General features: G+C 37.5%; 20 protein-coding genes. 12 read left to right on the top strand and 8 right to left on the bottom strand.

The annotated features are described in order from the left end of the window. From CRI88_RS03415 to pyrE, 7 genes are read left to right on the top strand one after another with little or no spacing between them, the layout of a single operon-like run. Entirely contained in the window at positions 1 to 1,278 is a 1,278-nt protein-coding gene (locus tag CRI88_RS03415; RefSeq protein WP_089931957.1) for a dihydroorotase, read from the top strand. Continuing rightward, on the top strand, positions 1,278 to 2,378 hold the full coding sequence (gene carA / locus CRI88_RS03410) for a glutamine-hydrolyzing carbamoyl-phosphate synthase small subunit (protein ID WP_036125049.1): 1,101 nt from the start codon (positions 1,278 to 1,280) through the stop codon (positions 2,376 to 2,378). The genes CRI88_RS03415 and carA overlap by 1 nt, the downstream gene beginning before the upstream one ends. Next, positions 2,371 to 5,568, top strand: a complete 3,198-nt coding sequence (carB, locus tag CRI88_RS03405) for a carbamoyl-phosphate synthase large subunit (RefSeq protein ID WP_089931960.1) — start codon at positions 2,371 to 2,373, stop codon at positions 5,566 to 5,568. The genes carA and carB overlap by 8 nt, the downstream gene beginning before the upstream one ends. 1 nt (position 5,569) lies before the next feature. Next, entirely contained in the window at positions 5,570 to 6,343 is a 774-nt protein-coding gene (locus tag CRI88_RS03400; RefSeq protein WP_101966394.1) for a dihydroorotate dehydrogenase electron transfer subunit, read from the top strand. Continuing rightward, positions 6,340 to 7,251 carry a dihydroorotate dehydrogenase gene (locus CRI88_RS03395; protein ID WP_036125043.1) on the top strand — a complete coding sequence of 304 codons (912 nt, stop codon included), beginning with the start codon at positions 6,340 to 6,342 and terminating at the stop codon, positions 7,249 to 7,251. The genes CRI88_RS03400 and CRI88_RS03395 overlap by 4 nt, the downstream gene beginning before the upstream one ends. Then, positions 7,251 to 7,955: an orotidine-5'-phosphate decarboxylase gene (gene pyrF, locus CRI88_RS03390; protein ID WP_058843479.1), complete on the top strand. Its 705-nt coding sequence runs from the start codon at positions 7,251 to 7,253 to the stop codon at positions 7,953 to 7,955. The genes CRI88_RS03395 and pyrF overlap by 1 nt, the downstream gene beginning before the upstream one ends. A 3-nt stretch (positions 7,956 to 7,958) precedes the next feature. Continuing rightward, positions 7,959 to 8,588: an orotate phosphoribosyltransferase gene (pyrE, locus tag CRI88_RS03385; RefSeq protein WP_058843515.1), complete on the top strand. Its 630-nt coding sequence runs from the start codon at positions 7,959 to 7,961 to the stop codon at positions 8,586 to 8,588. 73 nt (positions 8,589 to 8,661) lie between these two features. Here the strand turns inward: pyrE and CRI88_RS03380 are convergent, their stop codons facing one another. Continuing rightward, positions 8,662 to 9,450: an MBL fold metallo-hydrolase gene (locus CRI88_RS03380; protein ID WP_058843480.1), complete on the bottom strand. Its 789-nt coding sequence runs from the start codon at positions 9,448 to 9,450 to the stop codon at positions 8,662 to 8,664. Between the two features lie 736 nt (positions 9,451 to 10,186). Here CRI88_RS03380 and CRI88_RS03375 point away from each other — a divergent pair. The 5 genes from CRI88_RS03375 to CRI88_RS03355 are packed head-to-tail and all read left to right on the top strand — an operon-like array spanning position 10,187 to position 15,875. Then, positions 10,187 to 11,200: an ABC transporter ATP-binding protein gene (locus tag CRI88_RS03375; protein ID WP_036125038.1), complete on the top strand. Its 1,014-nt coding sequence runs from the start codon at positions 10,187 to 10,189 to the stop codon at positions 11,198 to 11,200. Continuing rightward, positions 11,197 to 12,132, top strand: coding sequence for an ATP-binding cassette domain-containing protein (locus tag CRI88_RS03370; protein ID WP_101966393.1), 936 nt, complete (start codon positions 11,197 to 11,199; stop codon positions 12,130 to 12,132). The genes CRI88_RS03375 and CRI88_RS03370 overlap by 4 nt, the downstream gene beginning before the upstream one ends. A 1-nt stretch (position 12,133) precedes the next feature. Continuing rightward, positions 12,134 to 13,096, top strand: coding sequence for an oligopeptide ABC transporter permease (gene opp4B, locus CRI88_RS03365; RefSeq protein ID WP_036125033.1), 963 nt, complete (start codon positions 12,134 to 12,136; stop codon positions 13,094 to 13,096). Positions 13,097 to 13,131: 35 nt separating this feature from the next. After that, on the top strand, positions 13,132 to 14,031 hold the full coding sequence (locus tag CRI88_RS03360; protein WP_036125031.1) for an ABC transporter permease: 900 nt from the start codon (positions 13,132 to 13,134) through the stop codon (positions 14,029 to 14,031). 17 nt (positions 14,032 to 14,048) lie between these two features. Beyond that, positions 14,049 to 15,875 carry an oligopeptide ABC transporter substrate-binding protein gene (locus CRI88_RS03355; protein ID WP_058843481.1) on the top strand — a complete coding sequence of 609 codons (1,827 nt, stop codon included), beginning with the start codon at positions 14,049 to 14,051 and terminating at the stop codon, positions 15,873 to 15,875. Positions 15,876 to 16,050: 175 nt separating this feature from the next. Here the strand turns inward: CRI88_RS03355 and CRI88_RS03350 are convergent, their stop codons facing one another. The 7 genes from CRI88_RS03350 to CRI88_RS03320 all read right to left on the bottom strand — a co-directional run bounded on the left by CRI88_RS03350 (position 16,051) and on the right by CRI88_RS03320 (position 26,209). After that, on the bottom strand, positions 16,051 to 16,977 hold the full coding sequence (locus CRI88_RS03350) for an ABC transporter ATP-binding protein (protein ID WP_036125026.1): 927 nt from the start codon (positions 16,975 to 16,977) through the stop codon (positions 16,051 to 16,053). Further along, entirely contained in the window at positions 16,970 to 18,025 is a 1,056-nt protein-coding gene (locus tag CRI88_RS03345; RefSeq protein ID WP_058843482.1) for an ABC transporter ATP-binding protein, read from the bottom strand. Before CRI88_RS03345 ends, CRI88_RS03350 begins: the two co-directional genes overlap by 8 nt. 13 nt (positions 18,026 to 18,038) lie before the next feature. Beyond that, on the bottom strand, positions 18,039 to 18,959 hold the full coding sequence (locus CRI88_RS03340) for an ABC transporter permease (protein ID WP_036125023.1): 921 nt from the start codon (positions 18,957 to 18,959) through the stop codon (positions 18,039 to 18,041). Further along, complete coding sequence (locus CRI88_RS03335) at positions 18,959 to 19,888, bottom strand: ABC transporter permease (RefSeq protein WP_036125020.1); 930 nt, start codon at positions 19,886 to 19,888, stop codon at positions 18,959 to 18,961. The genes CRI88_RS03340 and CRI88_RS03335 overlap by 1 nt, the downstream gene beginning before the upstream one ends. A gap of 128 nt (positions 19,889 to 20,016) precedes the next feature. Beyond that, positions 20,017 to 21,672: a peptide ABC transporter substrate-binding protein gene (locus CRI88_RS03330; RefSeq protein WP_036125017.1), complete on the bottom strand. Its 1,656-nt coding sequence runs from the start codon at positions 21,670 to 21,672 to the stop codon at positions 20,017 to 20,019. Between the two features lie 909 nt (positions 21,673 to 22,581). Next, positions 22,582 to 24,267, bottom strand: coding sequence for a methyl-accepting chemotaxis protein (locus CRI88_RS03325; RefSeq protein ID WP_058843483.1), 1,686 nt, complete (start codon positions 24,265 to 24,267; stop codon positions 22,582 to 22,584). A gap of 247 nt (positions 24,268 to 24,514) precedes the next feature. Beyond that, complete coding sequence (locus CRI88_RS03320; protein WP_036125010.1) at positions 24,515 to 26,209, bottom strand: Rqc2 family fibronectin-binding protein; 1,695 nt, start codon at positions 26,207 to 26,209, stop codon at positions 24,515 to 24,517. Positions 26,210 to 26,319: the final 110 nt, after the last annotated feature.

Genomic DNA, 26,319 nt, shown 5'->3' with positions numbered 1-26,319 from the left:
ATGACAAAGGTACTTCAAAATGTACAAATGCTAGATGAACAAGGTGAATTGAAGACAGTCAATATTGCAATGGCAGACGGAAAGATTACGGCTATTGGTCAGGATGTGACTGTAGCAGGTGCAGAACTGATTGAAGGACATGGTTTAATCGTGGCACCAGGTTTTATCGATGTTCATACACATTTACGAGAGCCAGGATTTGAGCATAAAGAAACCATTGCTACAGGCTCCGCCTCAGCAGCAAAGGGTGGCTTTACGACAATTTGTGCGATGCCTAATACAAAGCCAGTACCTGATTCGGTTGACAACATGCAGCTCATCAATGGGCTCATTAAGGACAGTGCTGTTATTCGAGTACTCCCATATGGTTCCCTAACAAAGGATATATCGGGCGAGGTTCGAACAAATATTGAAGAATTAAAAGCACATGGAGCCGTAGCGTTCTCAGATGATGGTGTAGGCATTCAGCTAGCCTCAACGATGTATGAGCAAATGAAAGATGCGGCCCAGCACGATATGGTTGTTGTAGCACATTGTGAGGACAACTCATTAATCTATGATGGTGTGATGCATGAAGGAAAGCGTAATAAAGAGCTTGGGCTTCCAGGGATACCTTCCATTTGTGAATCAGTACAAATTGCACGAGATGTACTACTAGCAGAAGCGGCAGGGGCACGCTACCATGTTTGTCACGTTTCTACGAAGGAATCGGTGCGTGCAGTAAGAGATGCGAAGGCAGCAGGTATTCGTGTCACAGCAGAAGTTTGTCCACATCATTTATTACTAGAAGAGATGGATATACCATCTGACGATGCAAATTGGAAAATGAATCCACCATTACGCGCAGCTGATGATAAGGATTCTCTACATGCAGCACTACTTGATGGCACAATCGACTGCATCGCAACAGATCATGCACCACATACAGTAGAAGAAAAATGCTGCGGTATGGTTGGCGCACCATTTGGTATCGTCGGTTTCGAAACAGCTTTTCCATTGCTTTATACACAATTTGTTGAAACAGGAAAATGGACTTTAAAGCAATTAATTGATTGGATGACAGTGAGAGCAGCTGAGATTTTTGATCTGCCATATGGCACATTAGCAGTAGGCGCTTCAGCGGATATGATTTTAATTGATATTCAAAAAGAACAAACAATTGATGCAGATGGCTTTGTATCAAAAGGTCGTAATACACCATTCAACGGCTGGGTGGCAAAGGGTTGGCCAGTACTAACGATTTTTGAAGGCAATATCGTATATCAGGAGGCAGAGTAATGAAAAAACGTTTACTAGTTTTAGAAGATGGCACAGTATTTACAGGTACAGCATTTGGTAGCGAGCGCGCTTCACAAGGTGAGGTTGTATTTACAACAGGGATGACAGGTTATCAGGAAACGATTTCAGATCCTTCATTCTATGGACAAATTGTTACATTGACATATCCTTTAGTTGGTAATTACGGCATTAACCGTGATGACTTTGAATCGATTACGCCAGCCATTCGTGGATTCGTTGTGCGTGAATTGGCTAAAAAACCTTCAAACTTCCGCTGTGATTTAACTTTAGATGACTATTTGACAGCAAAGGATATCCCAGGAATTGAAGGCATTGATACGCGAAAATTAACACGTATCATACGCAGTAAAGGATCGGTTAAAGCGATTTTGACGGCTGCTGATGAAGAAGTAAATGTGGATGAAATTGTAGCACAATTACAAGCGACACCAGCCATTACACACCATGTCCGTGAAGTATCTCCAAAAGCTGCTTATCCATCTCCTGGTCGTGGTAAACGAGTTGTCTTAATTGATTATGGTATGAAGCACGGAATCCTACGCGAATTAAACAAACGTGATTGTGATGTGTTGGTAGTACCTTATAATACACCAGCTGAGGAAATTTTAGCTTGGCATCCAGATGGTATCATGCTATCCAATGGACCAGGGAATCCTGAAGATGTTCAGGAAGGTATTGAAACAGTACGTAACTTAATAGGAAAAGTGCCAATGTTCGGTATTTGTTTAGGACACCAAATCTTTTCATTAGCTAGTGGAGCAAAAGCCTTCAAACTACCGTTTGGACACCGCGGTGGTAACCACCCAGTCAAAGACTTACGCACAGGACGTACAGATTTAACATCTCAGAACCATGGCTATGCTATCGACATCGATTCATTAAAAGAAACGGATTTAGAATTAACACATATCGCATTAAATGATGGAACATGTGAAGGTGTGCGTCATAAGAAATATCCGATTTTCACAGTGCAATATCACCCAGAAGCATCACCAGGACCAGAGGATTCAAACCACTTATTTGATGAATTCATCGAAATGATGGAAGTAGAAGCAGGGAAGGGGAAACAACATGCCTAAACGTACAGATATTGAAACTATTTTAGTAATTGGCTCAGGCCCAATCGTTATCGGACAAGCAGCAGAATTTGACTATGCAGGTACACAAGCTTGTCTTTCATTAAAAGAAGAAGGCTACCGTGTTATTTTAATCAACTCAAACCCTGCCACAATCATGACAGATACAGAAATTGCGGACAAAGTATATATCGAGCCAATTTCTCTTGATTTTGTCTCTCGTATTTTACGTAAAGAGCGTCCAGATGCGATTTTACCAACACTTGGCGGTCAAACAGGTTTAAATATGGCGATTGAGTTAGACAAATCAGGTATTTTAGACGAGCTTGGTATTGAAATTCTTGGTACAAAACTAGATGCTATCCATAAAGCAGAAGATCGTGATTTATTCCGTAATTTAATGTATGAGCTAGGTGCTCCAGTTCCTGAGTCTGATATTATTCATAACTTAGATGAAGCCAAAAGATTTGTTGCGAAAATTGGATACCCTGTCATTGTTCGACCAGCCTTTACACTTGGCGGTACAGGGGGCGGTATTTGCTACAACGATCAAGATTTAGAAGAGATTGTGACATCGGGTTTAAAATATTCACCCGTAACACAATGTTTATTAGAAAAATCAATTGCTGGCTATAAAGAGATTGAATATGAAGTAATGCGTGATGCGGCTAACAATGCCATTGTTGTATGTAACATGGAAAACGTTGACCCAGTAGGAATCCATACAGGTGACTCAATCGTTGTAGCACCAACGCAAACACTATCAGATCGTGAAAACCAAATGCTACGTAATATTTCGCTAGATATTATTCGTGCACTTAAAATAGAGGGTGGCTGCAACGTCCAGCTAGCACTTGATCCATATAGCTTTAATTACTATGTGATTGAAGTAAACCCACGCGTATCGCGTTCATCTGCACTAGCATCTAAAGCAACAGGTTATCCAATTGCTAAGCTAGCAGCTAAAATTGCAGTTGGTTTAACATTAGATGAAATTAAAAACCCTGTAACAGGATCAACATATGCTTGTTTTGAACCTGCACTTGATTATATCGTAGCTAAAATTCCTCGCTGGCCATTCGATAAATTCGAATCAGCTAAACGTAATCTTGGTACGCAAATGAAAGCTACTGGTGAAGTAATGGCATTAGGTCGCACATTTGAGGAAGCTATGTTAAAAGCGGTTCGTTCTCTTGAGACCGGTCAAGTACATTTAGAGTTAAAGCATGCTGAGGAAAATTCAGATTCTTGGATTGAAAAACGTATCCGCAAAGCTGGAGATGAGCGCCTATTCTTTATCGGTGAAGCTTTACGTCGAGGTGTAACAATTGAACAAATTCATGAATGGTCAGCGATTGATCTATTCTTCTTAAATAAGTTTAAAAATATCGTGGATATGGAACAAACACTTGCTGACCATAAAAATGATAAAGATGTCCTACGTACAGCAAAACGTTTAGGCTTTGCAGATAAGAAGGTTGCTGAGCTTTGGGAAACAACACCAGAAGCCATTTATGCTTATCGTAAAGAACATGGCATTATTCCAGTCTATAAAATGGTTGATACATGTGCAGCGGAATTCGAATCGGAAACACCATATTTCTATGGCACATATGAAGAAGAAAATGAATCTATTAAGTCAGAAAAACCTTCTGTTGTGGTACTTGGATCAGGCCCAATCCGCATCGGCCAAGGGGTAGAATTCGATTATGCAACAGTACACTCAGTATGGGCGATTCAAGAGGCTGGCTATGAGGCAATTATTATCAACTCCAACCCAGAAACAGTATCAACAGACTTCTCTGTTTCTGATAAGCTCTACTTCGAGCCATTAACAATTGAGGATGTTATGCATATTATCGATTTAGAACAACCAATTGGTGTTGTTGTTCAATTCGGTGGTCAAACAGCCATTAACCTGGCCGATAAATTAGCAGCAAATGGTGTAAAAATCTTAGGTACATCTTTAGAAGATACTGACCGTGCAGAAAACCGCGATAAGTTCGAGCAGGCTTTACGTGAATTAAACATTCCGCAGCCGCTAGGGGAAACAGCCGTTTCTACAGAGGAGGCTCTTGCCATTAGTGAGCGTCTAGGCTTCCCAGTACTTGTTCGTCCATCGTATGTACTTGGTGGACGTGCAATGGAAATTGTCTACAATCAAGATGAATTACAGCACTATATGGAAAATGCAGTGGAGGCATCTCCAGATCATCCTGTTTTAGTAGACCGTTACTTAACAGGACAGGAAATCGAAGTAGATGCTATCTGTGACGGCGAAAATGTTCTAATTCCAGGAATTATGGAACATATTGAGCGTGCAGGGGTTCACTCTGGAGACTCAATCTCTGTCTATCCACCACAAAAATTAACACAGGCACAAAAGGATACATTAGTTGATTATACAACTCGTCTCGCGAAGGGCCTAGGCATCATTGGCTTAATGAATATCCAATACGTAATTTCACAGGGCGAAGTATTTGTGATTGAGGTAAACCCACGTTCATCACGTACAGTACCATTCTTAAGTAAAATTACAAATATTCCAATGGCTAACATTGCAACGAAAGCAATCCTTGGAAAATCTATTGTAGAGCAGGGCTACCCAACAGGTTTAGCGCCTGAACAAAAGGGTGTATTTGTAAAAGTACCAGTGTTCTCATTCGCAAAATTACGTCGTGTAGACATTACATTAGGACCTGAAATGAAATCCACTGGTGAGGTAATGGGGAAAGATGCAACATTAGAAAAAGCCCTTTATAAAGGTTTAGTTGCAGCAGGTATGGAAATTCGTACAGAAGGTACAGTATTGTTTACTGTATCTGATAAAGATAAGGAAGAAGCGATTGCATTAGCAAAACGTTTCTCTACGGTAGGGTATCGCATTGTAGCTACTGAAGGTACAGCAAAAGCATTTGAAGAAGCAGGAGTACGTACAGATATTGTTGGCAAGATTGGTGCGAAAGGACAAACATTGATTGACCTTATCCAAAATGGTGAAGCTCAGCTTGTTGTCAACACATTAACTAAAGGGAAGCAGCCAGCTCGTGATGGCTTCCGAATCCGTCGTGAGTCTGTAGAAAATGGCGTACCTTGTCTAACATCTTTAGATACAGCAGAAGCAATGGTTCGTGTTATCGAATCCATGACATTTACAGCAGAACAAATGCCAAAAGCGGAGGTAGTACACTAATATGATACGTCAAGAGAAAATGACGGTCGTCTCTCAAAAGCAAATTGCGACAAACATTTTCGAACTGACACTTCATGGTGAACTGGTTCAGGAGATGACTCCTGGCCAGTTTGTCCATGTAAAGGTGTCAGATTCATTGGAGCCGCTTTTACGTCGACCAATTAGTATTGCAAATATTGATAAAGAAAACAATGAGTTTACTATGATTTATCGTGCTGAAGGGCGTGGTACGAAAGTGCTGGCGACGAATCGAGAAGGTCAACAAGTCAACGTGCTTGGTCCAATAGGTAATGGTTTCCCAGTAGATGCGGTACAAGAGGGAGGCACTGCACTATTAGTTGGCGGTGGAATTGGTGTACCACCTTTACATGAATTATCCAAACAATTGAATGCTCGTGGTGTGAAAACCATCCATGTCCTAGGCTTCCAAACAGAGGATGTCTGCTTTTATGAGGATGAATTTAGTGCACTTGGTGAAACACATTATGTGACTGTGGATGGCTCGAAAGGTACAAAAGGCTTTGTAACAACTGTATTAGAGTCAAGTGCCCCAAAGTTTGATGTATTTTATTCCTGTGGGCCATTACCGATGCTAAAAGCATTAGAGGGCTTTTATCCTGAAAAAGAGGGTTATTTATCATTTGAAGAACGTATGGGCTGTGGTATTGGAGCTTGCTTTGCATGTGTATGTAAAACAACTGATGAAGTTGAAAAAGACTATGTTAAAGTATGCTCTGATGGTCCAGTTTTCCCGAAAGGAACGGTGGCACTATGAGTCGTTTAACCATTCAAATACCAGGCTTAGCGTTAAAAAATCCAATTATGCCAGCTTCGGGTTGCTTTGGCTTTGGCCGTGAATATGCACAGCTTTATGATTTGTCAAAACTAGGTGCTATCATGATTAAGGCAACAACGGTCGAAACACGTGCCGGTAACCCAACGCCACGTGTTGCTGAAACAGCGGCGGGGATGTTAAATGCAATTGGTTTACAAAATCCAGGCATTGAAAAAGTGATGAATGAAGAATTGACATTTTTAGAGAGCTATGATGTGCCAATTATCGCTAATGTTGCTGGTACTGAAACGGCAGATTATGTGGAAGTAGCGCGTCGTATTTCAGCAGCATCAAATGTCAAAGCATTGGAACTGAATATTTCTTGCCCTAACGTGAAGTGTGGTGGCATCCAGTTTGGGACAGACCCAGCAACAGCACGTCAGCTTGTTGAGGCTGTCAAGGCTGTGTCTGAAGTGCCAGTCTATGTGAAGCTATCACCAAACGTGACAAATATTGTGGATATTGCTTTAGCTGTTGAAGCAGGTGGAGCAGATGGTATTACGATGATAAATACATTGGTAGGTATGCGTTTAGATGAGCGTACAGGAAAGCCTGTCATTGCTAATGGAACAGGTGGACTATCAGGTCCTGCTGTTAAACCTGTAGCAATCCGAATGGTTTATGAGGTGTACAAGGCTGTCAATATTCCGATAATTGGTATGGGTGGTGTAACAGAAGCACAGGATGTCATTGATTTTATGTCTGCAGGTGCTTCAGCTGTAGCAGTAGGAACAGCAAACTTTGTTGACCACTTTGTCTGTCCAAACATCATTGAAGAATTACCAGCAAAGCTTGATGCATTAGGTGTAGAACATATAACAGAGATTATCGGAAGGAGCCATCGCTGATGAATACGAAACCAATATTAGCACTAGATTTTCCAGGAGAAAAAGAAGTGTTTGATTTTCTAAAACAGTTCAATGAGCCTCTTTTCGTGAAAATTGGTATGGAATTATATATGCAAGAAGGGCCTGACATTGTTCGAAAAGTAAAGGATTTAGGTCATGATATTTTCCTTGATTTAAAATTACATGATATCCCGAATACAGTAGGCTCGGCGATGAAGGGTCTAGCAAAACTAGGGGTAGATTTAGTCAATGTGCATGCTGCTGGGGGACGTCCTATGATGGAGGCAGCACTAGAAGGACTTGAAGCGGGTACACCTGCTGGCAAAGAACGTCCAGCATTAATAGCCGTTACACAATTAACATCAACAACAGAAGAACAAATGCAAGCAGAACAACAAATTGCTCTATCTTTACAAGAGTCTGTCTTACATTATGCAAGTCTTACAAAACAAGCAGGTTTACAAGGTGTAGTTTGCTCTGTACATGAGGCGAAGGCAATTGCAGAAGTGTGTGGAGATGATTTTCTACGTGTAACACCTGGAATTCGTCTAGCAGGCGGTGCTGCACACGATCAAAAGCGTATTGCCACACCAGATGGCGCAAAGCGTGACGGTTCATCACTCATCGTTGTTGGGCGTGCCGTAACTGGTGCACAGGATCCAGTAGCTGCATATAAAATCGTAAGTGAATTATGGGAGGCATAAATGATGACATTACAAAATGAAATTGCACACGCTATGTTAAAAGTGGGTGCTGTAGAATTAAATCCAACTGAATTATTTACATGGGCGTCTGGTATTAAATCTCCTATTTACTGTGATACTCGTTTAACAATCTCAGACCCAGTTATTCGTAAACAATTAGCAAATGGCTTAGCAGCTGTTATCAAAGAGAATTTTGGTGCAACAGAAATCGTAGCAGGAACAGCTACAGCGGGTATCCCACACGCAGCATGGGTAAGTGATATTTTAGAATTACCGATGGTTTATGTACGATCAAAAGCAAAAGAGCATGGTCGTGGTAATCAAATCGAAGGAAAATACGCAGCAGGTCAAAAAGTAGTTGTTGTGGAGGATATCGTTTCCACAGGCGGTTCTTCGATTACAGCAGTAGAAGCATTGCGTGCAGCTGGCTGTGAAGTATTAGGCGTAGTTTGTGTCTACACCTATAATCTTCCACGCGCTGAGCAAGCATTTGATGAGGCTGGCATTCGGTATGTATCGTTAACAAACTTCGATTATTTAATTGAAGCAGCAAACGAATCAGGTGCTATTAAAGAAGAAGATATTCCATTTTTAAAAGAGTGGCATGCGAAATTAAAGGCTGGAGAGTTATAATGAAAAGCTGTTCTATAGGTTATTTGACCTGTAGAACAGCTTTTTTCTTTCTATTTAAATAGGATGAGGGTATTTAAAATTGAATACTAAAACCATTAAAACGATGAATACCTGTCCCAAAACGTACTAGATTATTCTCACGAAGTGTCATAATTGCCCGTTTCACCTCCAATAAAATAGAAGGATCAAGACCTAATGTGTGATGTGAACCAAAAATTTTCGTAAGCGAAGGTAAGTTAGCTATTTTTTCTAAAGATTGAACTAAATCCTCGGGGGAAGTAGTTGGAAAAAATGCATAAATAGGTGCTTGATCATAGAGTAAGTCCCCTGTAAACAAATAACCATATTTATGATCCAAAATAGCAATATGGCCAGGCGAATGCCCGGGTGTGTGGAGAATTGATAATTTTCGGTTCCCCATATCTATAACATCCCCATCTTCTAAAAATCCAGAAGGCTGTCCCTGAAAAGGCTTGTAATTCGATGGATTAAACGTTTTAGGTGTAGGTAATGTAATATTACGTCCAATATCCTTTCTAATCTGTTCGATAGATAATTTAGGGATACCATTGATTAACCAATCAACTTCATCCTTATGAACATAAATATCATCAAATGCTCCATGGCTACCAATATGATCCCAGTGGACATGTGTTGTCATCACAGAAATGGGCAAAGAGGTTAATTGTTTACTAATCCTTTGAATATTATCAATGCCAAGACCTGTATCAATGAGAACAGCCCGTTTTTCTCCAAGCAATAAAAAGGAATGTACTTTTTCCCAATGACCATATTCACTTATAGCATATGTTTCATTATTGATTTCTTCTACTGTAAACCATTCATCATTAAATTTTGCCATCACAGACAACCCTTCCTTATGTTAATAATTTAATAAAACTTTGTCATTGGAAATTTTAACATAAAAACATGTAATTTCCTTTAAAAATATTCTAAATAGTATTTCTATATCGAAAATTGGAGAAAAAATCGGCAATCAGAAATAATTAAGAAGTATGGTAGATAGCTATAAACTAATAGCTATAAATTATTTTTTTAAAGTAATTTGAAATATTAGCACTTCAACGTCCAAAATTATTTATTGAAAACAAAAATGTGTGAAATATAACTTTTTCATAAAAAGTATTTTTTTTACTTTTTGCTTTAAAATACTGAATTGATTGAATTTTTAAGCATTTTATTTGCGCGAATAAATATAATGTGAAATATCATTAATTATATTTATATAATATTCATTTGTGAGAATTGTAACTTTGTAAAGAAAAAGTAAAATAATTCTTAACTTTAAATACTGAAATTACTATTTTTTTAAGGAAGAGGTATGGTGGAAATTTATATTTTGGTTTGTAATAATTTGAAAAAGGTACTTGCGTTTATACATGTTTTCTAGCTAAAATAATAGCACGGTTTAATTTTCAGATAATTCTATCAGCGGCTTACTCGTTTAAAGCGAAAAAATTATTAAAATTATACTAGCTATAATGAAAAAGAGAGGGGAAGAGAGAAAAATTAAATATGATTCTGATATAAAGTATCATTTGTATTTTCAGAATATTGAATAATAGAGGAGAGATTGTTTGAATACAGCAAAAGACTTATTAACAATTACAAATTTGTCTACAAGTTTTCGCATTAAAGATACATACCACGCTGCTGTAGATGATGTCTCACTTTCCCTTAAAAAAAATGAGGTATTAGCAATAGTTGGAGAATCTGGTTGTGGTAAAAGTACATTAGCGACTACTATTGTAGGCTTGCACAATGAAGTAAATACAAAGGTTTCTGGTGATATTTTTTATAATAATCAAAATTTAGCTCAATTGAATGACCAACAATTTAATAACTTACGTGGTAATGACATAGGATTTATCTTTCAGGACCCACTTTCAGCACTTAACCCTTTAATGAGAATTAACGAACAAATTGAAGAAGGGTTAATCTATCATACTAAGCTTTCAAAACAACAGCGAAGTGAAAGAGTATTAGAACTACTAAATCAAGTTGGGATTGCGAACCCAAAACGTGTTGCTAGACAATTTCCGCATCAGTTATCTGGTGGTATGCGTCAGCGTGTTATGATTGCAATTGCCTTATCATGTAAGCCTGCTATATTAATTGCTGATGAACCGACAACAGCTTTAGATGTTACGATTCAGGCTCAAATTTTGGACCTGTTAAAAACATTACAGACTGAAACGGAGACAGGCATTATTCTCATTACGCATGATTTGGGTGTTGTAGCAGAGATGGCTGATCGAGTTGTAGTTATGTATGCAGGGGAAGTAGTGGAAGAGGCTCCCGTTCAGGAATTATTCAATAATCCAAGACATCCATACACTCGCTCGCTATTAAATTCAATTCCACAAACACATAGCGAAAATGAAAGACTCGAGGTTATTCAAGGGATGGTGCCATCTCTAATAAATTTACCTCGAGAAGGTTGTCGTTTTTCAGGAAGAATTCCGTGGATTGATGCATCTTCACACGAGACAAAACCTCAATTACATGAAATTGCACCAGGACATTTTGTGAGATGTACCTGCTGGAAACACTTTCATTTTGAAGGTGAAGAAGGGGGCGGGGCTATATGAGCTTTATGCAAATTAAGGATTTAAATGTTCATTATCCAATACGTGGTGGATTTTTTAATACTATTGTTGATCGAGTATATGCGGTGGATGGCGTGACAATGGAGTTTGAAAAAGGGAAAACCTATGGATTAGTAGGTGAATCAGGATCCGGTAAATCGACTACTGGAAAAGCGATAATTGGCTTAGAAAAAATCACCTCTGGTCAAATTTTTTATGAGGGTGAGAATGTGACAAATCAACAAAGACAGCGTGATTCTGCCTATAACAAAGATATTCAAATGATTTTCCAAGACTCTCATTCAAGTATGAATCCTAGAAAACGCGTTCTTGATATTCTAGCAGAACCAATTCGAAATTTCATGAAGCTAAGTGATCAAGAGGAACGCAAACGTATTAAAGAGCTACTAGCTATTGTTGGGATGTCAGAGGATGTCTTACTTAAATATCCACATGAATTTTCGGGAGGACAAAAGCAGCGTCTTGGCATTGCGCGAGCGGTTGCATGTAACCCTAAAATGATCATTGCGGATGAGCCTGTTTCTGCGCTAGATCTATCTGTACAGGCACAGGTCTTAAATTTTATGAAAGATATCCAAAATGAATACGGTCTTACTTACTTATTCATTTCCCACGATTTAGGTGTTGTTAAACATATGTGTGATCATATTTCTATTATGTATAAAGGCCGCTTTGTGGAAACTGGTACAAGACATGATATTTATAAGAATCCACAGCATATTTACACGAATCGGCTTCTATCAGCCATTCCGAATATCGAACCAGAGACTAGGGATGAGCGCAAATTGATTCGACAAAAAGTAGAAGAGAATTATCAACAAGAGCAACATAAATATTATGATGAGCATGGAAAAGTCTATCCACTGAAATCCATTTCAGAGACACATATGGTTGCAATGTCGGGAGGAATGTGAAATGTGGAAAACAATTATTAGAAGAGTAATTTTAATGATTCCTCAAATGTTTGTGTTAAGCTTAATTATTTTTATCCTAGCAAAACAAATGCCAGGAGATCCTTTTACAGGGTTAATTACTCCAGAGACAGACCCTGCAAGAATTGAAGAACTAAGAATTCAAGCGGGTTACTATGACCCTTGGTATGTACAATATTACCATTGGGTAATCAATGCCTTTCAGGGCGATTTTGGACAAAGCTATACATATAAACTTGCAGTGTCCACATTGATTGGCGAGCGTGCATTAAACACATTCTGGCTCGCTCTACTTAGTACCATTCTCGTTTATTTAATAGCTATTCCATTAGGAATGATAGCTGGACGTAAACAGGATACTTTGTACGATAAGTCGATTACTCTGTATAGCTTTATAAGCTATGCAATACCGACCTTTGTATTGGGTTTAATCTTCTTATATATCTTTGGATACCGTTTAATGTGGTTCCCAACGAGCGGAACAGTCGATGTAGGTGTAGAGCCTGGAACACTCGAGTATTATTGGAATCGCTTGTATCATTTAATATTACCTGCAATGACGTATGCAATTTTAGCTACAACGACGATTATTCAATACTTACGTTCAGAAATTATCGATGCCAAGACACAGGATTATGTTAAAACAGCACGTAGTAAAGGTGTACCGATGAAAAAAATCTATAGAAGACATATTTTCCGTAACTCCTTATTACCAATTGCAGCCTTCCTTGGCTTTACAATTACAGGTTTATTAGGCGGCTCGATATTCATAGAGACAATTTTTGGCTTCCCGGGCATGGGGCAATTATTCATCCATTCCGTAACAAGTCGCGATTATAGTGTTATTACAGCTCTTGTTATGCTTTATGGCTTCTTAGCGTTATTAGGTAGTCTATTGTCAGATATAATTATGAGCATTGTTGATCCACGTATCCGCATAGACTAACAGCTAAATTGAACGCATAAGGAGAGGTGAATAAAATGGATCAAAAAAATGATGTAGTGAAAGTTGAAAGTACTCCACCAACAGGAATTCAAGTGGTTATACGTGAATTTAGAAAAGATAAATTAGCATTATTTTCATTTATAGGAATAACATTACTTATAATTGCGATATTAATTATGTCCTTTTTTATGAACCAGGATGAAATATTACGAATTAAATTATTAGAGCGCTTTACAGAGCCTGGCGTTAATGGATATATCCTTGGGGCTGATGAAGCTGGGCGTGATATGTATGGACAGCTTATTATCGGTGCGAAAAATTCTATTTTAATTGCAATTGCTATCACTCTTATTGCAAATGCTTTAGGGATCGCACTAGGTATAATAATGGGCTACTATGGTGGCTTTATTGATAATTTATTTATGCGTATCATTGATTTTCTTATGACATTACCGACATTAATGATTATCATTGTATTAGTTACAATTATTCCTAAATATGGTGTTTTAGAGTTAATTTTGATTTTAAGTGCCTTTCAATGGATAGGTACTGCACGTCTTGTTCGAAGTAAAGCTTTATCTGAAGGACGACGAGATTATGTAAGTGCCTCCAAAACAATGGGGACTAGTGATTTTGCCATTATGTTTAAAGGGATACTACCAAATTTAAGTTCGTTGCTAATAGTAGAGTTAACGTTAAACTTTGCAGGGAATGTGGGTATTGAAACAGGTCTATCATTTTTAGGCTTTGGTTTACCTCCTTCTACACCTAGCTTAGGGACATTAGTAAGCTATGCAACAAACCCGATAGTATTATCTACAAAATGGTGGATTTGGTTGCCCGCATCATTATTAATTTTAGTTTTGATGCTTGGTATAAATTATGTTGGTCAAGCGCTAAGACGTGCGGCTGACGCAAAACAACGATTAGGATAAAAGGGGAGGATTTACACATGAAGAAGAATTGGTTATTCCTATCCGTACTTTTTGCATTCATGCTAATTTTAGCAGCCTGCAATGGTGGTGGAGGCAGTGGGTCTGAAAAAGGCTCAGAAACAGATAATACAGAAAAGTCAGGTGAAACAGAAAAATCCGGTGAATCTGAGGCAACGAATGATTCGTTACTTCCAATGGAGGTAACAAATGAAGGAGACGCAATCCAAGGTGGTACTTTACGCGTAGGACTTGTAACAAGCTCTCCATTCCAAGGAATTTTCAACTGGGAGCTATACGAAGATGCTTATGATTCAGAAATTTTAGCATTTGCTTCAAATGTACTTTTTGAACAAGATGGCAACTTCATTGTTACGGACAAAGGTATTGCAAAATTAGATGTTGATGCTGATGCAAAAACAGCAACTGTCACAATTCAAGGTGATTATAAATGGTCAGATGGTACACCTTTAACAGCTGATGATTTAATTTTCCCATATGAGCTAATTGGTCATCCAGATTATACAGGTGTTCGCTATGATGATGATTTCAAAAATATTGTTGGCGCAGAAGAATACCATAATGGGCAAGCAGATACAATTTCTGGTATTACAAAAGTCGATGAAAAAAGCATTAAAATTCAGCTTAAAAAAGTATCACCAGCTATTTACTCCATTGGCGATGGTTTATGGGCGTATGCAGAGCCTAAACATCAATTAGAATCTATTCCAGTGAAAGATTTACTTGCTTCAGATGCAGTACGTAAAAATCCAGTTACACTTGGTGCATTTAAAATTGATAAAGTCGTAAATGGTGAGTCTGTACAGTTTGTAGCAAACGAACATTATTTTAAAGGTAAACCGAAAGTTGATAAAGTTGTACTTGAGGTTGTACCACCAACTTCAATTGGCGAAGCATTACGTACTGGAAAATATGATCTTGCAACATCATATCCAACTAATCAGTACGATAGCATTAAGGATCTACAAAACTTAGCATTATTAGGTCGACCAGAATTATCATATTCTTATATCGGCTTTAAATTAGGAAAATATGATACAACTAATAAAGTAAACGTATTTGATGAAAAGTCAAAAATGAATAGTGTTGAATTGCGTCAAGCTGTTGCTTATGCAATGGATGTTGAAGGTGTTGCAGAAAAATTCTATCAAGGATTACGTGAGCGCGGAAATTCTTTAATTCCACCAGTATTTGCATCATATTATGATTCAACATTAGAAGGCTATAATTATGACCCAGAAAAAGCAAAAGAATTATTAGATAAAGCAGGTTTTAAAGATGTTGATGGTGATGGTATTCGTGAAGATAAAGATGGTAAAAAATTCTCTATTCGCTTAGCTTCAATGGCTGGTTCAGAAACAGATGAAGCAATTGTTGAATATTTCCGTCAAAACTGGAAAGAAGTAGGGTTAGATGTACAATTAACTACTGGTCGTCTTATCGAATTCAATGCTTTCTATGATAAAGTTCAAGCAGATGATCCAGAAATCGATATGTACCAAGCTGCATGGGGAACTGGAACAAATCCATCTCCTAAAGGTTTATATGGTGAAGGTGCTGAATTTAACTTTAGCCGTTATGTATCTCCTGAATTAACAAAATTATTAGACGCTATTGACTCAGAAGAAGCTATGGATCAAGATACACGTACAAAAGCATTCAGAGCATGGCAAGAATATATGAGTGAAAAAGCAATGGTAGTACCGACTTTCTTCCGTACAGAAGTTATTCCTGTTAATAAGCGCGTGAAAAATTACAATGTGGAATATGGAAATTCTACAGAACTGCAAGATATTGAATTAACAGCAGATGCTCCAATAAAATAATTGGTATCGAAGAAGCAGTCTTTCTTGATAGAAGAAAGACTGTTTTTTTCAAAAAGTATAAACGCACTTTGCTTAAAATAAGGTAAAAGGGGTAAAGACATCTACACCTAGGAGAAAAGCGGAGAGCAAAAAATCCATCCACTGGAAACCTCCAATGGATGGATGTAATTAGTTTTTATCGATTAGCAACCCAAGTTTTTACTAAATCAGCAGTACCATAAACATAATGTTGGTCGCCTACTTCATGATAGGCTGCACTTTGGTCAACCTCTGTATGCTTGTACTGAATACGTTGACGGCGCTTCTCTGACATCGGATCAGGAAGTGGGATAGCTGATAATAAAGACTTTGTATACGGATGAACAGGATGATTGTAAATATCATCTGCTTTACCGATTTCCATGATTTTTCCACGGTACATTACAGCAATTCGATCACTGATGTATTTGACCATGGAAAGGTCATGGGCAATGAAAAGATATGTTAAGCCACGTTCTTTTTGTAACTCTTTTAATAAGTTAACAACTTGTGCTTGGATTGATACGTCAAGCGCAGAAATTGGCTCATCCGCAATGATGAATTTAGGATCTAGGCTTAATGCACGAGCGATCCCAATACGTTGACGTTGACCACCAGAAAATTCATGTGCATAACGATTCGCGTGCTCTTTGTTTAAACCAACAGCTTCAAGTAACTCTTGGATTTTCGCACGACGTACCTTTTTATCCTTGTAAAGGCCATGGATATCAAAGGCTTCACCAATGATTTCACCAGCTGTCATACGAGGATTTAAAGAAGCATAAGGATCCTGGAAAATCATTTGCATTTGACGGTTAAATTTCTTTAACTCAGTTTTAGATTTTTTTCCTTGGACATTCTCACCATCGAAAACAATCTCGCCACCTGTAATATCATATAATCGAATGATTGAACGACCAGTTGTTGATTTACCACAACCTGATTCACCCACAAGACCAAGTGTTTCGCCTTCATAAACATCGAAGCTAATACCATCTACAGCTTTGATCGGATTACTTGGTGAACCAAAATACTGCTTTAAATTTTTGATTTCAAGAATTTTTTTCGCACCAGCTTTAGTCATTTTCTTGTGCCTCCTTTGCTAAATACCCTTCAATACGTTTAGCAACTGCTTCAGGAAGAGGAATCTTTGGTGCATCAGGATGCAATAACCACGTTTTTGCAAAATGCGTTTCACTCACTTGGAACATTGGTGGTTCTTGTTCATAATCAATGGCCATTGCGAACTCGTTACGTGCTGCAAATGCATCCCCTTTAGGTGGGTTCGTAAGATCTGGTGGTGAACCAGGAATCGTGCGCAATAACTCATCCGTATCATTATCTAGATCAGGCATAGAACCTAGTAGACCCCATGTGTATGGGTGTTTCGGATTATAGAAAATATCATTAACAGTACCATACTCCACGATTTGTCCAGCGTACATTACGGCTACACGATCTGCAATGTTTGCCACAACACCTAAATCGTGTGTAATGAAAATGATAGATGTTTTTGAGTTTTTCTGGATTTCTTTCATTAGCTCTAAAATCTGTGCTTGAATTGTTACGTCTAGGGCTGTTGTTGGCTCATCGGCAATCAATAGCTTCGGATCAGCCGCAAGGGCGATGGCAATAACAACACGTTGACGCATACCACCTGAAAATTCATGTGGATATTGGTTATAGCGTTTTTCAGGGAAGGGGATACCTACCTGTGTTAAAAGTTCAATTGCACGTTTTTTGGCATCAGCTTTGGAAACTTTTTTATGTTGCAAAATTACCTCAGTTATTTGACGTCCGACCTTCATAGTTGGATTCAAACTTGTCATTGGATCTTGGAAAATCATAGCAATTTCATTTCCGCGTACTTTTGACATTTCTTTATCCGTTAACGGAACTAAATCACGACCATTAAATAAAATTTGTCCTGACTCATAAATACCGGGTGGCTGTGGAATTAGTTTCATTAACGCATTACTCGTAACACTTTTACCAGAACCAGATTCTCCTACTATAGCGAGTGTTTCACCCTCTTTTAAATCAAAGTTAACACCACGTACAGCACGGACAAGCCCTGCATAAGTTTTAAAGTTAATTTTTAAATCTTTTACTTCTAGAATTGTTTTACTCATTTCGGCCACCTCCTTATTTACGTAGTTTTGGATCTAGTGCATCACGTAAGCCGTCACCAACTGCGTTAAACGCAAAGATTGTTAGTGAGATAAATACCGCTGGGAAAATCAAGCGCCATGGAGCATTGGCAATGGCTTTATTTCCGTCAGAGGCCATTGTACCCCAAGAAGCTGTTGGAGCAGGAACTCCAAGACCAAGATAACTTAGGAATGATTCAGTGAAAATAGCAGATGGAATTGTTAAAGTCATCGTAACTAAAATAGCACCAAGAGCATTCGGAACTAAGTGTTTAATGATTAAATGGCCTGTACTAGCACCTAATGTACGAGCTGCAAGAACATATTCTTGGTTTTTAATAGATAATACTTCACCACGTACAATACGTGCCATGTTAATCCATCCAGTGATAGACAGGGCAATAATCATTGGGAATAGACCTGGTTGCATAACAACTAAAAGTACGATTACTACTAAAAGGTAAGGTACAGCTGTTAAAACGTCAGCAATACGCATCATAATGTTATCAACACGACCGCCTGCTAAACCTGAAATACTTCCCCAGATAACACCGATAATTAAGTCAATAATCGCCGCTGCAATTCCGATAAATAGGGAAATACGAGCTCCTTCCCAAATACGAACGAAAATATCACGACCTAGATCATCTGTTCCAAACCAAAATTGTGCAGATGGAGGTGCATTGTAAACACCTAGTTGATCACTTGATTTATACTGAGAAAGCATTGGTACGAAAATAGCCATTAAAATAACAATGATTAAAATAATTATCCCAATGATGGCCATTTTGTTATGAGAGAAACGGAGAAATACTTCTTTCCAAAAGGAAACTGATTTATCAGCTAATTTTTCCGTTGCTTCATGATTGCCACCAACAATTTTGAACTTATCTTTTTCAATTTGCTGCTGTGTCATTATTTTTTCGCTCCTTTCAGTTTAATACGCGGATCAATCACACTATATAGTATATCAACGATTAATACCGCAAATAAAAGGATGATGGAATAGAACACAGTCGTACCCATAATGACTGTATAGTCACGGTTTGTAATACTTTGTACAAAGTGTTTTCCAAGTCCAGGAATAGCGAAAATTTGTTCAACAATGAAACTACCTGTTACCACACCAGCTGTTAATGGGCCTAGGTATGTTACAACTGGTAAAAGAGCATTTCGTAATGTATGGCGGAAAACAACTGTCCATTTTCCAATTCCTTTGGCACGAGCCATTTTTACATAATCACTATTGTTTTGCTCAAGCATACTTGAACGTGTTAATTTTGCGATAAAGCCCATATGTGAAAATGCAATCGCAAGGGCAGGTAAAATGCTGTAACCAAAGCCTTTCCAGCCACTAACTGGGAACAACCCTAATTTAAAGGATAAGAAATACTGCATTAAACCCGCTAAAATAAATGAAGGTACTGAAATACCTAGCACCGCAAAGGACGTTGCCAAATAATCCGGGAACTTATTATGGTATAGCGCGGAAACTACGCCAATTAAAACTCCAAATCCAACTGCTAATAGCATAGCTTCAATCCCTAATGTTAAAGACACAGGGAAACTTTCAGAAATCATATCATTTGTAGAACGCGCTTTATACTTCATTGACTCACCGAAATTGAAAGAGGCCGTATCGATTAAATAATCTTTATATTGAATATACCAAGGGTTATTTAATCCATACGTTTCGTTTAACTTCTCCTCGATTTGAGGTGGAAAATTACGTTCACTCGCAAATGGACTACCAGGAGCGAGACGCATTAAGAAAAACGTAACCGTTACGATGACGAAAAGCGCGAGAAGTATATACATCAGCCTTTTCAAAATATATTTAATCACATAAAACTCCTCCTTCTATTTGTCAATTGTCAGACAAATATATGCCTTCGTATTTTAAAAAGAGCTGACTCGAGCCTAAGAGACTACGAGGCAGCTCTCTTTTTATAGAGCTTAATTAAACAATAGAATTATTCAGTAATTTTAACATCTTTAAGTTGAATGATACCGATTCTATCTGGAGACATATTTTGTACTTTATCATCTTTAACATATAAGTTAGTGTAGTAATAAATTGGTCCAACTGGGAATTCAGTCATAGCAATTGCTTCAGCTTGTTTTAAGATTTCAGAACGCTTTGCAGTGTCTATTTCTGAAATAGATTGTTTTAATAAATCTTTATATTGAGAGTTTTCCCAACCAGTATCGTTATTACCGTTGGCAGCAGTATCGTACATTTCTAAGAATGTATAAGCATCGTTGTAGTCAGCAATCCATCCCATACGACCAACTTGATAGTCTAATTGGTTAAGTTTTTCTAAATATACTTGCCATTCAGAGTTATCAAGGTTTACTGAAATTCCAAGGTTTTTGCTCCAACCTTCTTGGATAAATTGAGCGATAGCAGCATGTCCTTCACTTGTATTAAATGAAAGGTTGATACTGATTTCTTTTGGATCAGAAATACCAAGCTCTTTCATTCCAGCTTCAAGTGCAGCTTTTGCTCCTTCAATATCATTGTCTTTATAATAACCACGGTCTTCTTCAAAACCAGAAATTGCAGATGGAACCATACCTAGAGCAGGCTTTTGTTCACCTTTAGTAACGTTATCGATTAAGCTTTGGCGATCAATTGCTAATGTTAAAGCTTTACGAATGTTAGCGTTTCCAGTAATTTTATCTTTTGTATTAAATTTGTACCAATAAATAGCTGCATAATCCTCAATTTGTAATGAGCCATCAGTTTTGAAACCATCAATTGCATCAAGTGCTACTGTTTGGTATGGAGAACCTAAGTAGTCAATTTCTCCATTTTTAAACATTGTTACTGCCGTAGCTTCATTCTCAACCATGCCTATATTAACTGTTTCAAGGTCTACATTTGCAGCATCCCAGTAATCAGTATTTTTCTTAAGAACTATTGAGTCACTGTGTTTCCAAGTATCTAAAACGAAAGGTCCGTTTGTTACATAGTTTTCACCAGCATCAGTGTACCATTCATCATTACCTTCAACTACTTTTTGGTTAACAGGTGCGTACGTTTTGAAAGCAGTTAATTCTAAGAAGTAAGCAGTCGGATTTGCTAATGTAACTACTAAAGTTTTATCATCTTCAGCTTTAATTGCTACATCATCAACAGCACCTTCACCAAGATTGTAAGCTTCAGCACCTTTAATTGGGTAGAATACAGAAGCATATTCCGATAGATTTTCAGGATTTAAAGCCCATTTCCAAGCATATTCGAAGTCACCAGCAACTACTGGATCTCCGTTTGTCCATTTTGCATCACGTAAATGGAAAGTGTAAGTAAGACCATCTTCACTTACGTCCCATTTCTCAGCCATTGCTGGAGTTGATTTACCTTCTTTGTCTGTACGTGTTAAACCTTCAAAAATGTTAATTAATACTGCGCTAGATGTAGAATCCGTCGCAAGTTGTGGATGTAAAGATGGTGGTTCAGAAGCTACAACTAGGTTTAAGTCTTTAGAAGCTGTCCCAGATGAACCAGAATCTTTTCCATCGTCTTTAGATTTTTCAGACGAATCTCCACCGAAGCCACATGCAGCAAGTACTAAAGAAAATACTGCAAGAACTGTTAATAATAAAAACTTTTTGTTTTTATTCATGTGAATCCCCCTTATACAATTTTTAAGCCTTTTGTGAAGCTCCTATTTAATATACCAAAAAAATCATTGTGCACAAAATAAAAAAGATTCAAATTTATATAGTATTATCTGACATTTAATAGAGTGATAAATTTTTCTGATTTATCACTCTAATGGAATAGAGTGTTTATATGATAATATTTTGATAATTATCTATTTTGAATATCAAAAATAAATCAAAAATAAAAAAATGATTTACTATACCGAAAATTCCTATTTTTTTGATAATATTATCGATATTTGAAAAATGAATCAAAAGTCATGGATGTAATACCTTGAGGGATTTGTATAGATTTGTAGAAAATCTGTGTAAAACTAAGTGAATTAGTTTCTTTTGGAGGTAATTTCTTGTAATTTATGATCGCGAAACATGATTATTTTTATCTATTAATGATATATAAGAAACTTGTTTTGTAATTTTCTAGGATTAACCAATTGTGGATAGGAACAAGAAAAAATAGAGCAAATCTATGAAAAAAGGTACCCATTCTAAGGAAATTTTGGGTTTAACGAGAAGTGAATGATGATAATTATATTTTTTTGAAATAATTTACTAGCTAACTGACTATACATGCATATATGCAATGCTAACCTATTTTATTCATCCATTAATTAATGCAAGTATTGCTTGATTTTTGACCATATTCTCCCAAAACAGCCAACTATGTCAATGATGTTTTTTTAAGGATGTCATTTGTCTTGCTGACAAGGATTGATTATGCAAATAATTACTAAAAATCTGATTTTTAATTGATTGAAACCGCCTTCATTAGCTTTTCAGAAAGATATGCTTCTGGATTCATGAGGATAATATGTATGAAAATTACAAAAACAGTGCTCTCATATATATGAAATGCACTGTTTTTTAAGTTAAAGTTTGAAATGATTGATTTGATTCTGTAAATCTAAGGACTTTTCACTTAGATCAGAGGCAACTTGATTTATTTGTTGCATCGTAATAGATTGCTCCTTGCTTGCTGTAGCTACGATTTGAGTATTGTCTGAGCTAGTTGAAGCACCATGAGCAATTTCTGCAACAGAGGCGGCTACTTGTTCGGCACTGGCTGAAATTTCTTCAGAAGTAGCTGATATATCTTCTATTTGATCTGTCATCGTATTAATCGCTTTTACGATTGATTCAAATGCTTGCCCTGCATGTCCAATGGTTTTTACACCCTCTGTGACAGAGTGAAGTCCATCGAAAACTGCTTTTTCTACATTATGTGTATCTTCCTGAATTTCCTGTGTTAATGTAACAATTTGATTGGCTGATTGCTTGGACTCTTCAGCTAGCTTGCGAACCTCATCTGCAACAACGGCAAATCCTTTCCCATGCTCTCCAGCACGTGCCGCTTCAATCGCTGCATTAAGTGCCAATAAATTCGTTTGATCGGTAATGGCTGTAATGACAGCTGTGATTTGACTAATCTCTTCGGATTGTTTGCTCAACTTTTGAACAAGGGTATTGATTACTTGTGTTGATTCATGAATTACATTCATTTGTTGTTGAGCTTCTTCTACTGTGTTATTGCCATTTGTCGCTAATTCAAATGTTGTAACAGCATTATGATGTAGTTGTTGAGTTGCTTCCGCTATACGTTGAACATCTACTGCCGTTTCATCCATAGCATGTGCGCTTTCGTTGGCTGCAACTGTAGCGGCTACAGCTGCATTAGCTGTTTCATTTATACGCATTGTAATCTCGTCTGCAGAGGTAGTGATTTCTTCAGTTGAGGCAGAAAGTTCTTCTACGGAAGCTGTTAAATGCTCTGCATTATTTTGAATATGGGTTAATAAATTTTTTATATTTCCCTTCATTTCATTAAAAGCTGTCGATAGCTGACCAATTTCATCCTTTGAATAGTGAGTAAGATTTTCATGAAACAATTCACCGCTGGCAATATGGTTAGCTGCTTGAACTACCGATTTTAAAGGACGAGAAATAGTGCGTTGTATGTAGAATATTAGGAAAACACCTAGGGCAATACCAATAATAATTGCAATGACAGAAATAATTTGAGAGTTGGATACTGCCTGTTTCGATTCTTTTGTCACCGTGTCAAGCTGTTGTTTTTGATAGTTCCCAATTTTATCTGATATGTCCTGTATATTTCTATTGGCTTGCTGTACGTCACCATTGACCTTTTGCAAAGCTCCTTCAAGATTACCAGCTTCAAATAGTGCCAGTGCTTCTGTCGCCGACTTGTTAAAAGCATCATTATATGTAGCTAACTCGTTTGCATATGTTTCCATTTCAGCTGAATCCGCTTTTTCCGTTATTGCTTCTACATGCTTATCTAGCATACTTGCATATTTTGTAAAACTCTCTTTATTTGCTGGATTGTCTTCAATGATAATGGCACGAATGAAAAGTCCTTGCATGGCCATTTCAAATTGAATATCATCTGCTAACTCTACAAGAGCGACATGTCCTTCTAATGCATTTTCAATCTTTTTTTCAATGTTTGAAAATAGCAGGAACATAATCATTAATGAAATGATTAGCGTGAGAATAATTGTAAAGAAACCAAAGCTTAATTTTTTACCTACAGACATGTGGATACGCCCTTTCTGATGCTATTCAAGTTTTATATTTAAATATTGCTTTTCTGAAAGGGAGAAGTCAATAACTGATGGGAGAAACAGTTCAGATTATTCATATGTTTTTTTAATGTTATTATAATAAGGAAGATTGTCTGTAAAAAACAATGAAGATATGGCTGTTTTCATCGTTTTATAGTACGGATTACGTGTTTGTACTATAAAAAAGAAGAAACCGAGATGTTTTGTCTCGGTTTCTATCTTATGACTGTTTTTTTAACTGTAAAATGACAGCCTCATCAGGGTCAATATACAGTGTTTTCTGTTCAAAGTAAATGACAAAACCCGGTTTAGCCCCATTTGGTTTCTTGACCTGTCGAATTTCTGTGTAATCCACTGGCACAGAAGAAGATTCTCTAGCTTTAGAAAAATAAGCGGCTAATGTGGCAGCTTCTCGTAATGTTGTGTCGTCTGGTTCACTTGAATGGATGACAACGTGAGATCCTGGAATATCCTTTGTGTGCAACCAAATATCTGTGCGTTTTGCTATTTTAAACGTCAACATATCATTTTGCTTATTGTTTTTTCCAACAGAGATCGATACTCCTGTAGATGAAACATAGCGCTCTGGTTCTGGCTTTACTTGTTTTTTCTTTTTCTTGGCATGACGTAGTTTTAAGTAGCCTTGCTCTGCCAGCTCTTCGCGAATTTCCTCAATATCCCCTGGAGAAGCTTGCTGTACTTGTTGTGCCAGCATTTCAAAGTAGGCAATTTCTTCTGTCGTTTTTTCAAGCTGCTCTTGAACCATAACCAAGGCGTTTTTTGCCTTTGTATATTTTGTGTAATAGCTTTGCGCATTTTCAATCGGTGTTTTACGTTCACTTACTGGAATCGTAATCACTTCGCCTGTTTCACTATAGTAGTTTGTTACCGTTACCTCTTTGACACCTTTTTCAAAGGCATAAATATTTGCCATTAATAGCTCACCATAAAGCTGAAATTGATCAAGCTTGGAGGCACGCTCGTAGTCCTTCGTCAGCTTTTTCGTTTTTAAGGATAGTTTATCAATTTCATTTTGTAGCCAGCGCTCTAAATCACCTGCTTGTTGTTTCACACGGTCTCGTTCTGCACGTGCAAAAAATACGCGGTCGAGAAGCTCGTGAACATTAGGGTAGACAGTTACTTCTCCCTGCAAATGACTCAACTCAATAGGTGAGAAATACGTTTTGTTATTAGAAAGTACATACATTGGCTTCATACCACCGTTTGCAAAGGATGTCATAAATTCCTTGAAACAGGCTGGTGCATTAGATGCTGTTGTCATGCGGTACAATAATTCTTCAGCGTGAAGAGGCGAAAAACCGGCTAACTGTGTTACGATCTCTTTGGTCGTTTTTGCTTCAGCGAAAAACATTGTTAGCTCTTCATCTGTAACCGTTAATGGGTTCCATTTATTTTGTGTGGGTGGTGCAATATACGGTTGACCTGGTAACACAGTTCGGAAGCTATTTACGGATGGAGGTAAATGCTTTAAGCTATCAATAATTTTCCCCTGTTCTTGATCAATCAACAGTAGATTGCTATGTCTACCCATGATTTCAGCGTGTATTTCCCTTACAATAGGATCGCCAATTTCATTTTTACTGTGAATTTCTACTATTATAATACGATCAAAATCATGTTGTTTTATGGATGAAATAAAACCACCCTCTAAATGTTTACGCAAAAGCATACAAAACATGGGAGGCTCTGCTGGATTTTCAATCGTATGCTCCGTAAGATGGACACGTGCATAAGAAGAGTGGATGGAGAACAGTAGTTTTTGATTTTTTCCGTTTGCCCGCACATGTAACACAACTTCTTGTGCATTAGGTTGATGTATTTTTGTAATCCGACCAGTGACAAGCTGTTGTAGGTCGGCCGTTACTGAATAAGTAAATAAGCCATCAAATGCCATATGAATTCCTCTTTCCAACGATATCAAGCATCTTGGTACTTTCGTATTTTTTTCATGGTGTAGTTGCTTTCGCTATCTGTCAGCTCCGACAAATACACAATTTGTATGTT

The sequence above is a fragment of the Lysinibacillus fusiformis genome, from assembly GCF_002845985.1.
Classification (GTDB): Bacteria; Bacillota; Bacilli; order Bacillales_A; family Planococcaceae; genus Lysinibacillus; species Lysinibacillus fusiformis_D.
The sequence above is the reverse complement of the archived record's forward strand: the minus strand, read 5'-3'. Positions and strand labels throughout refer to the sequence as shown.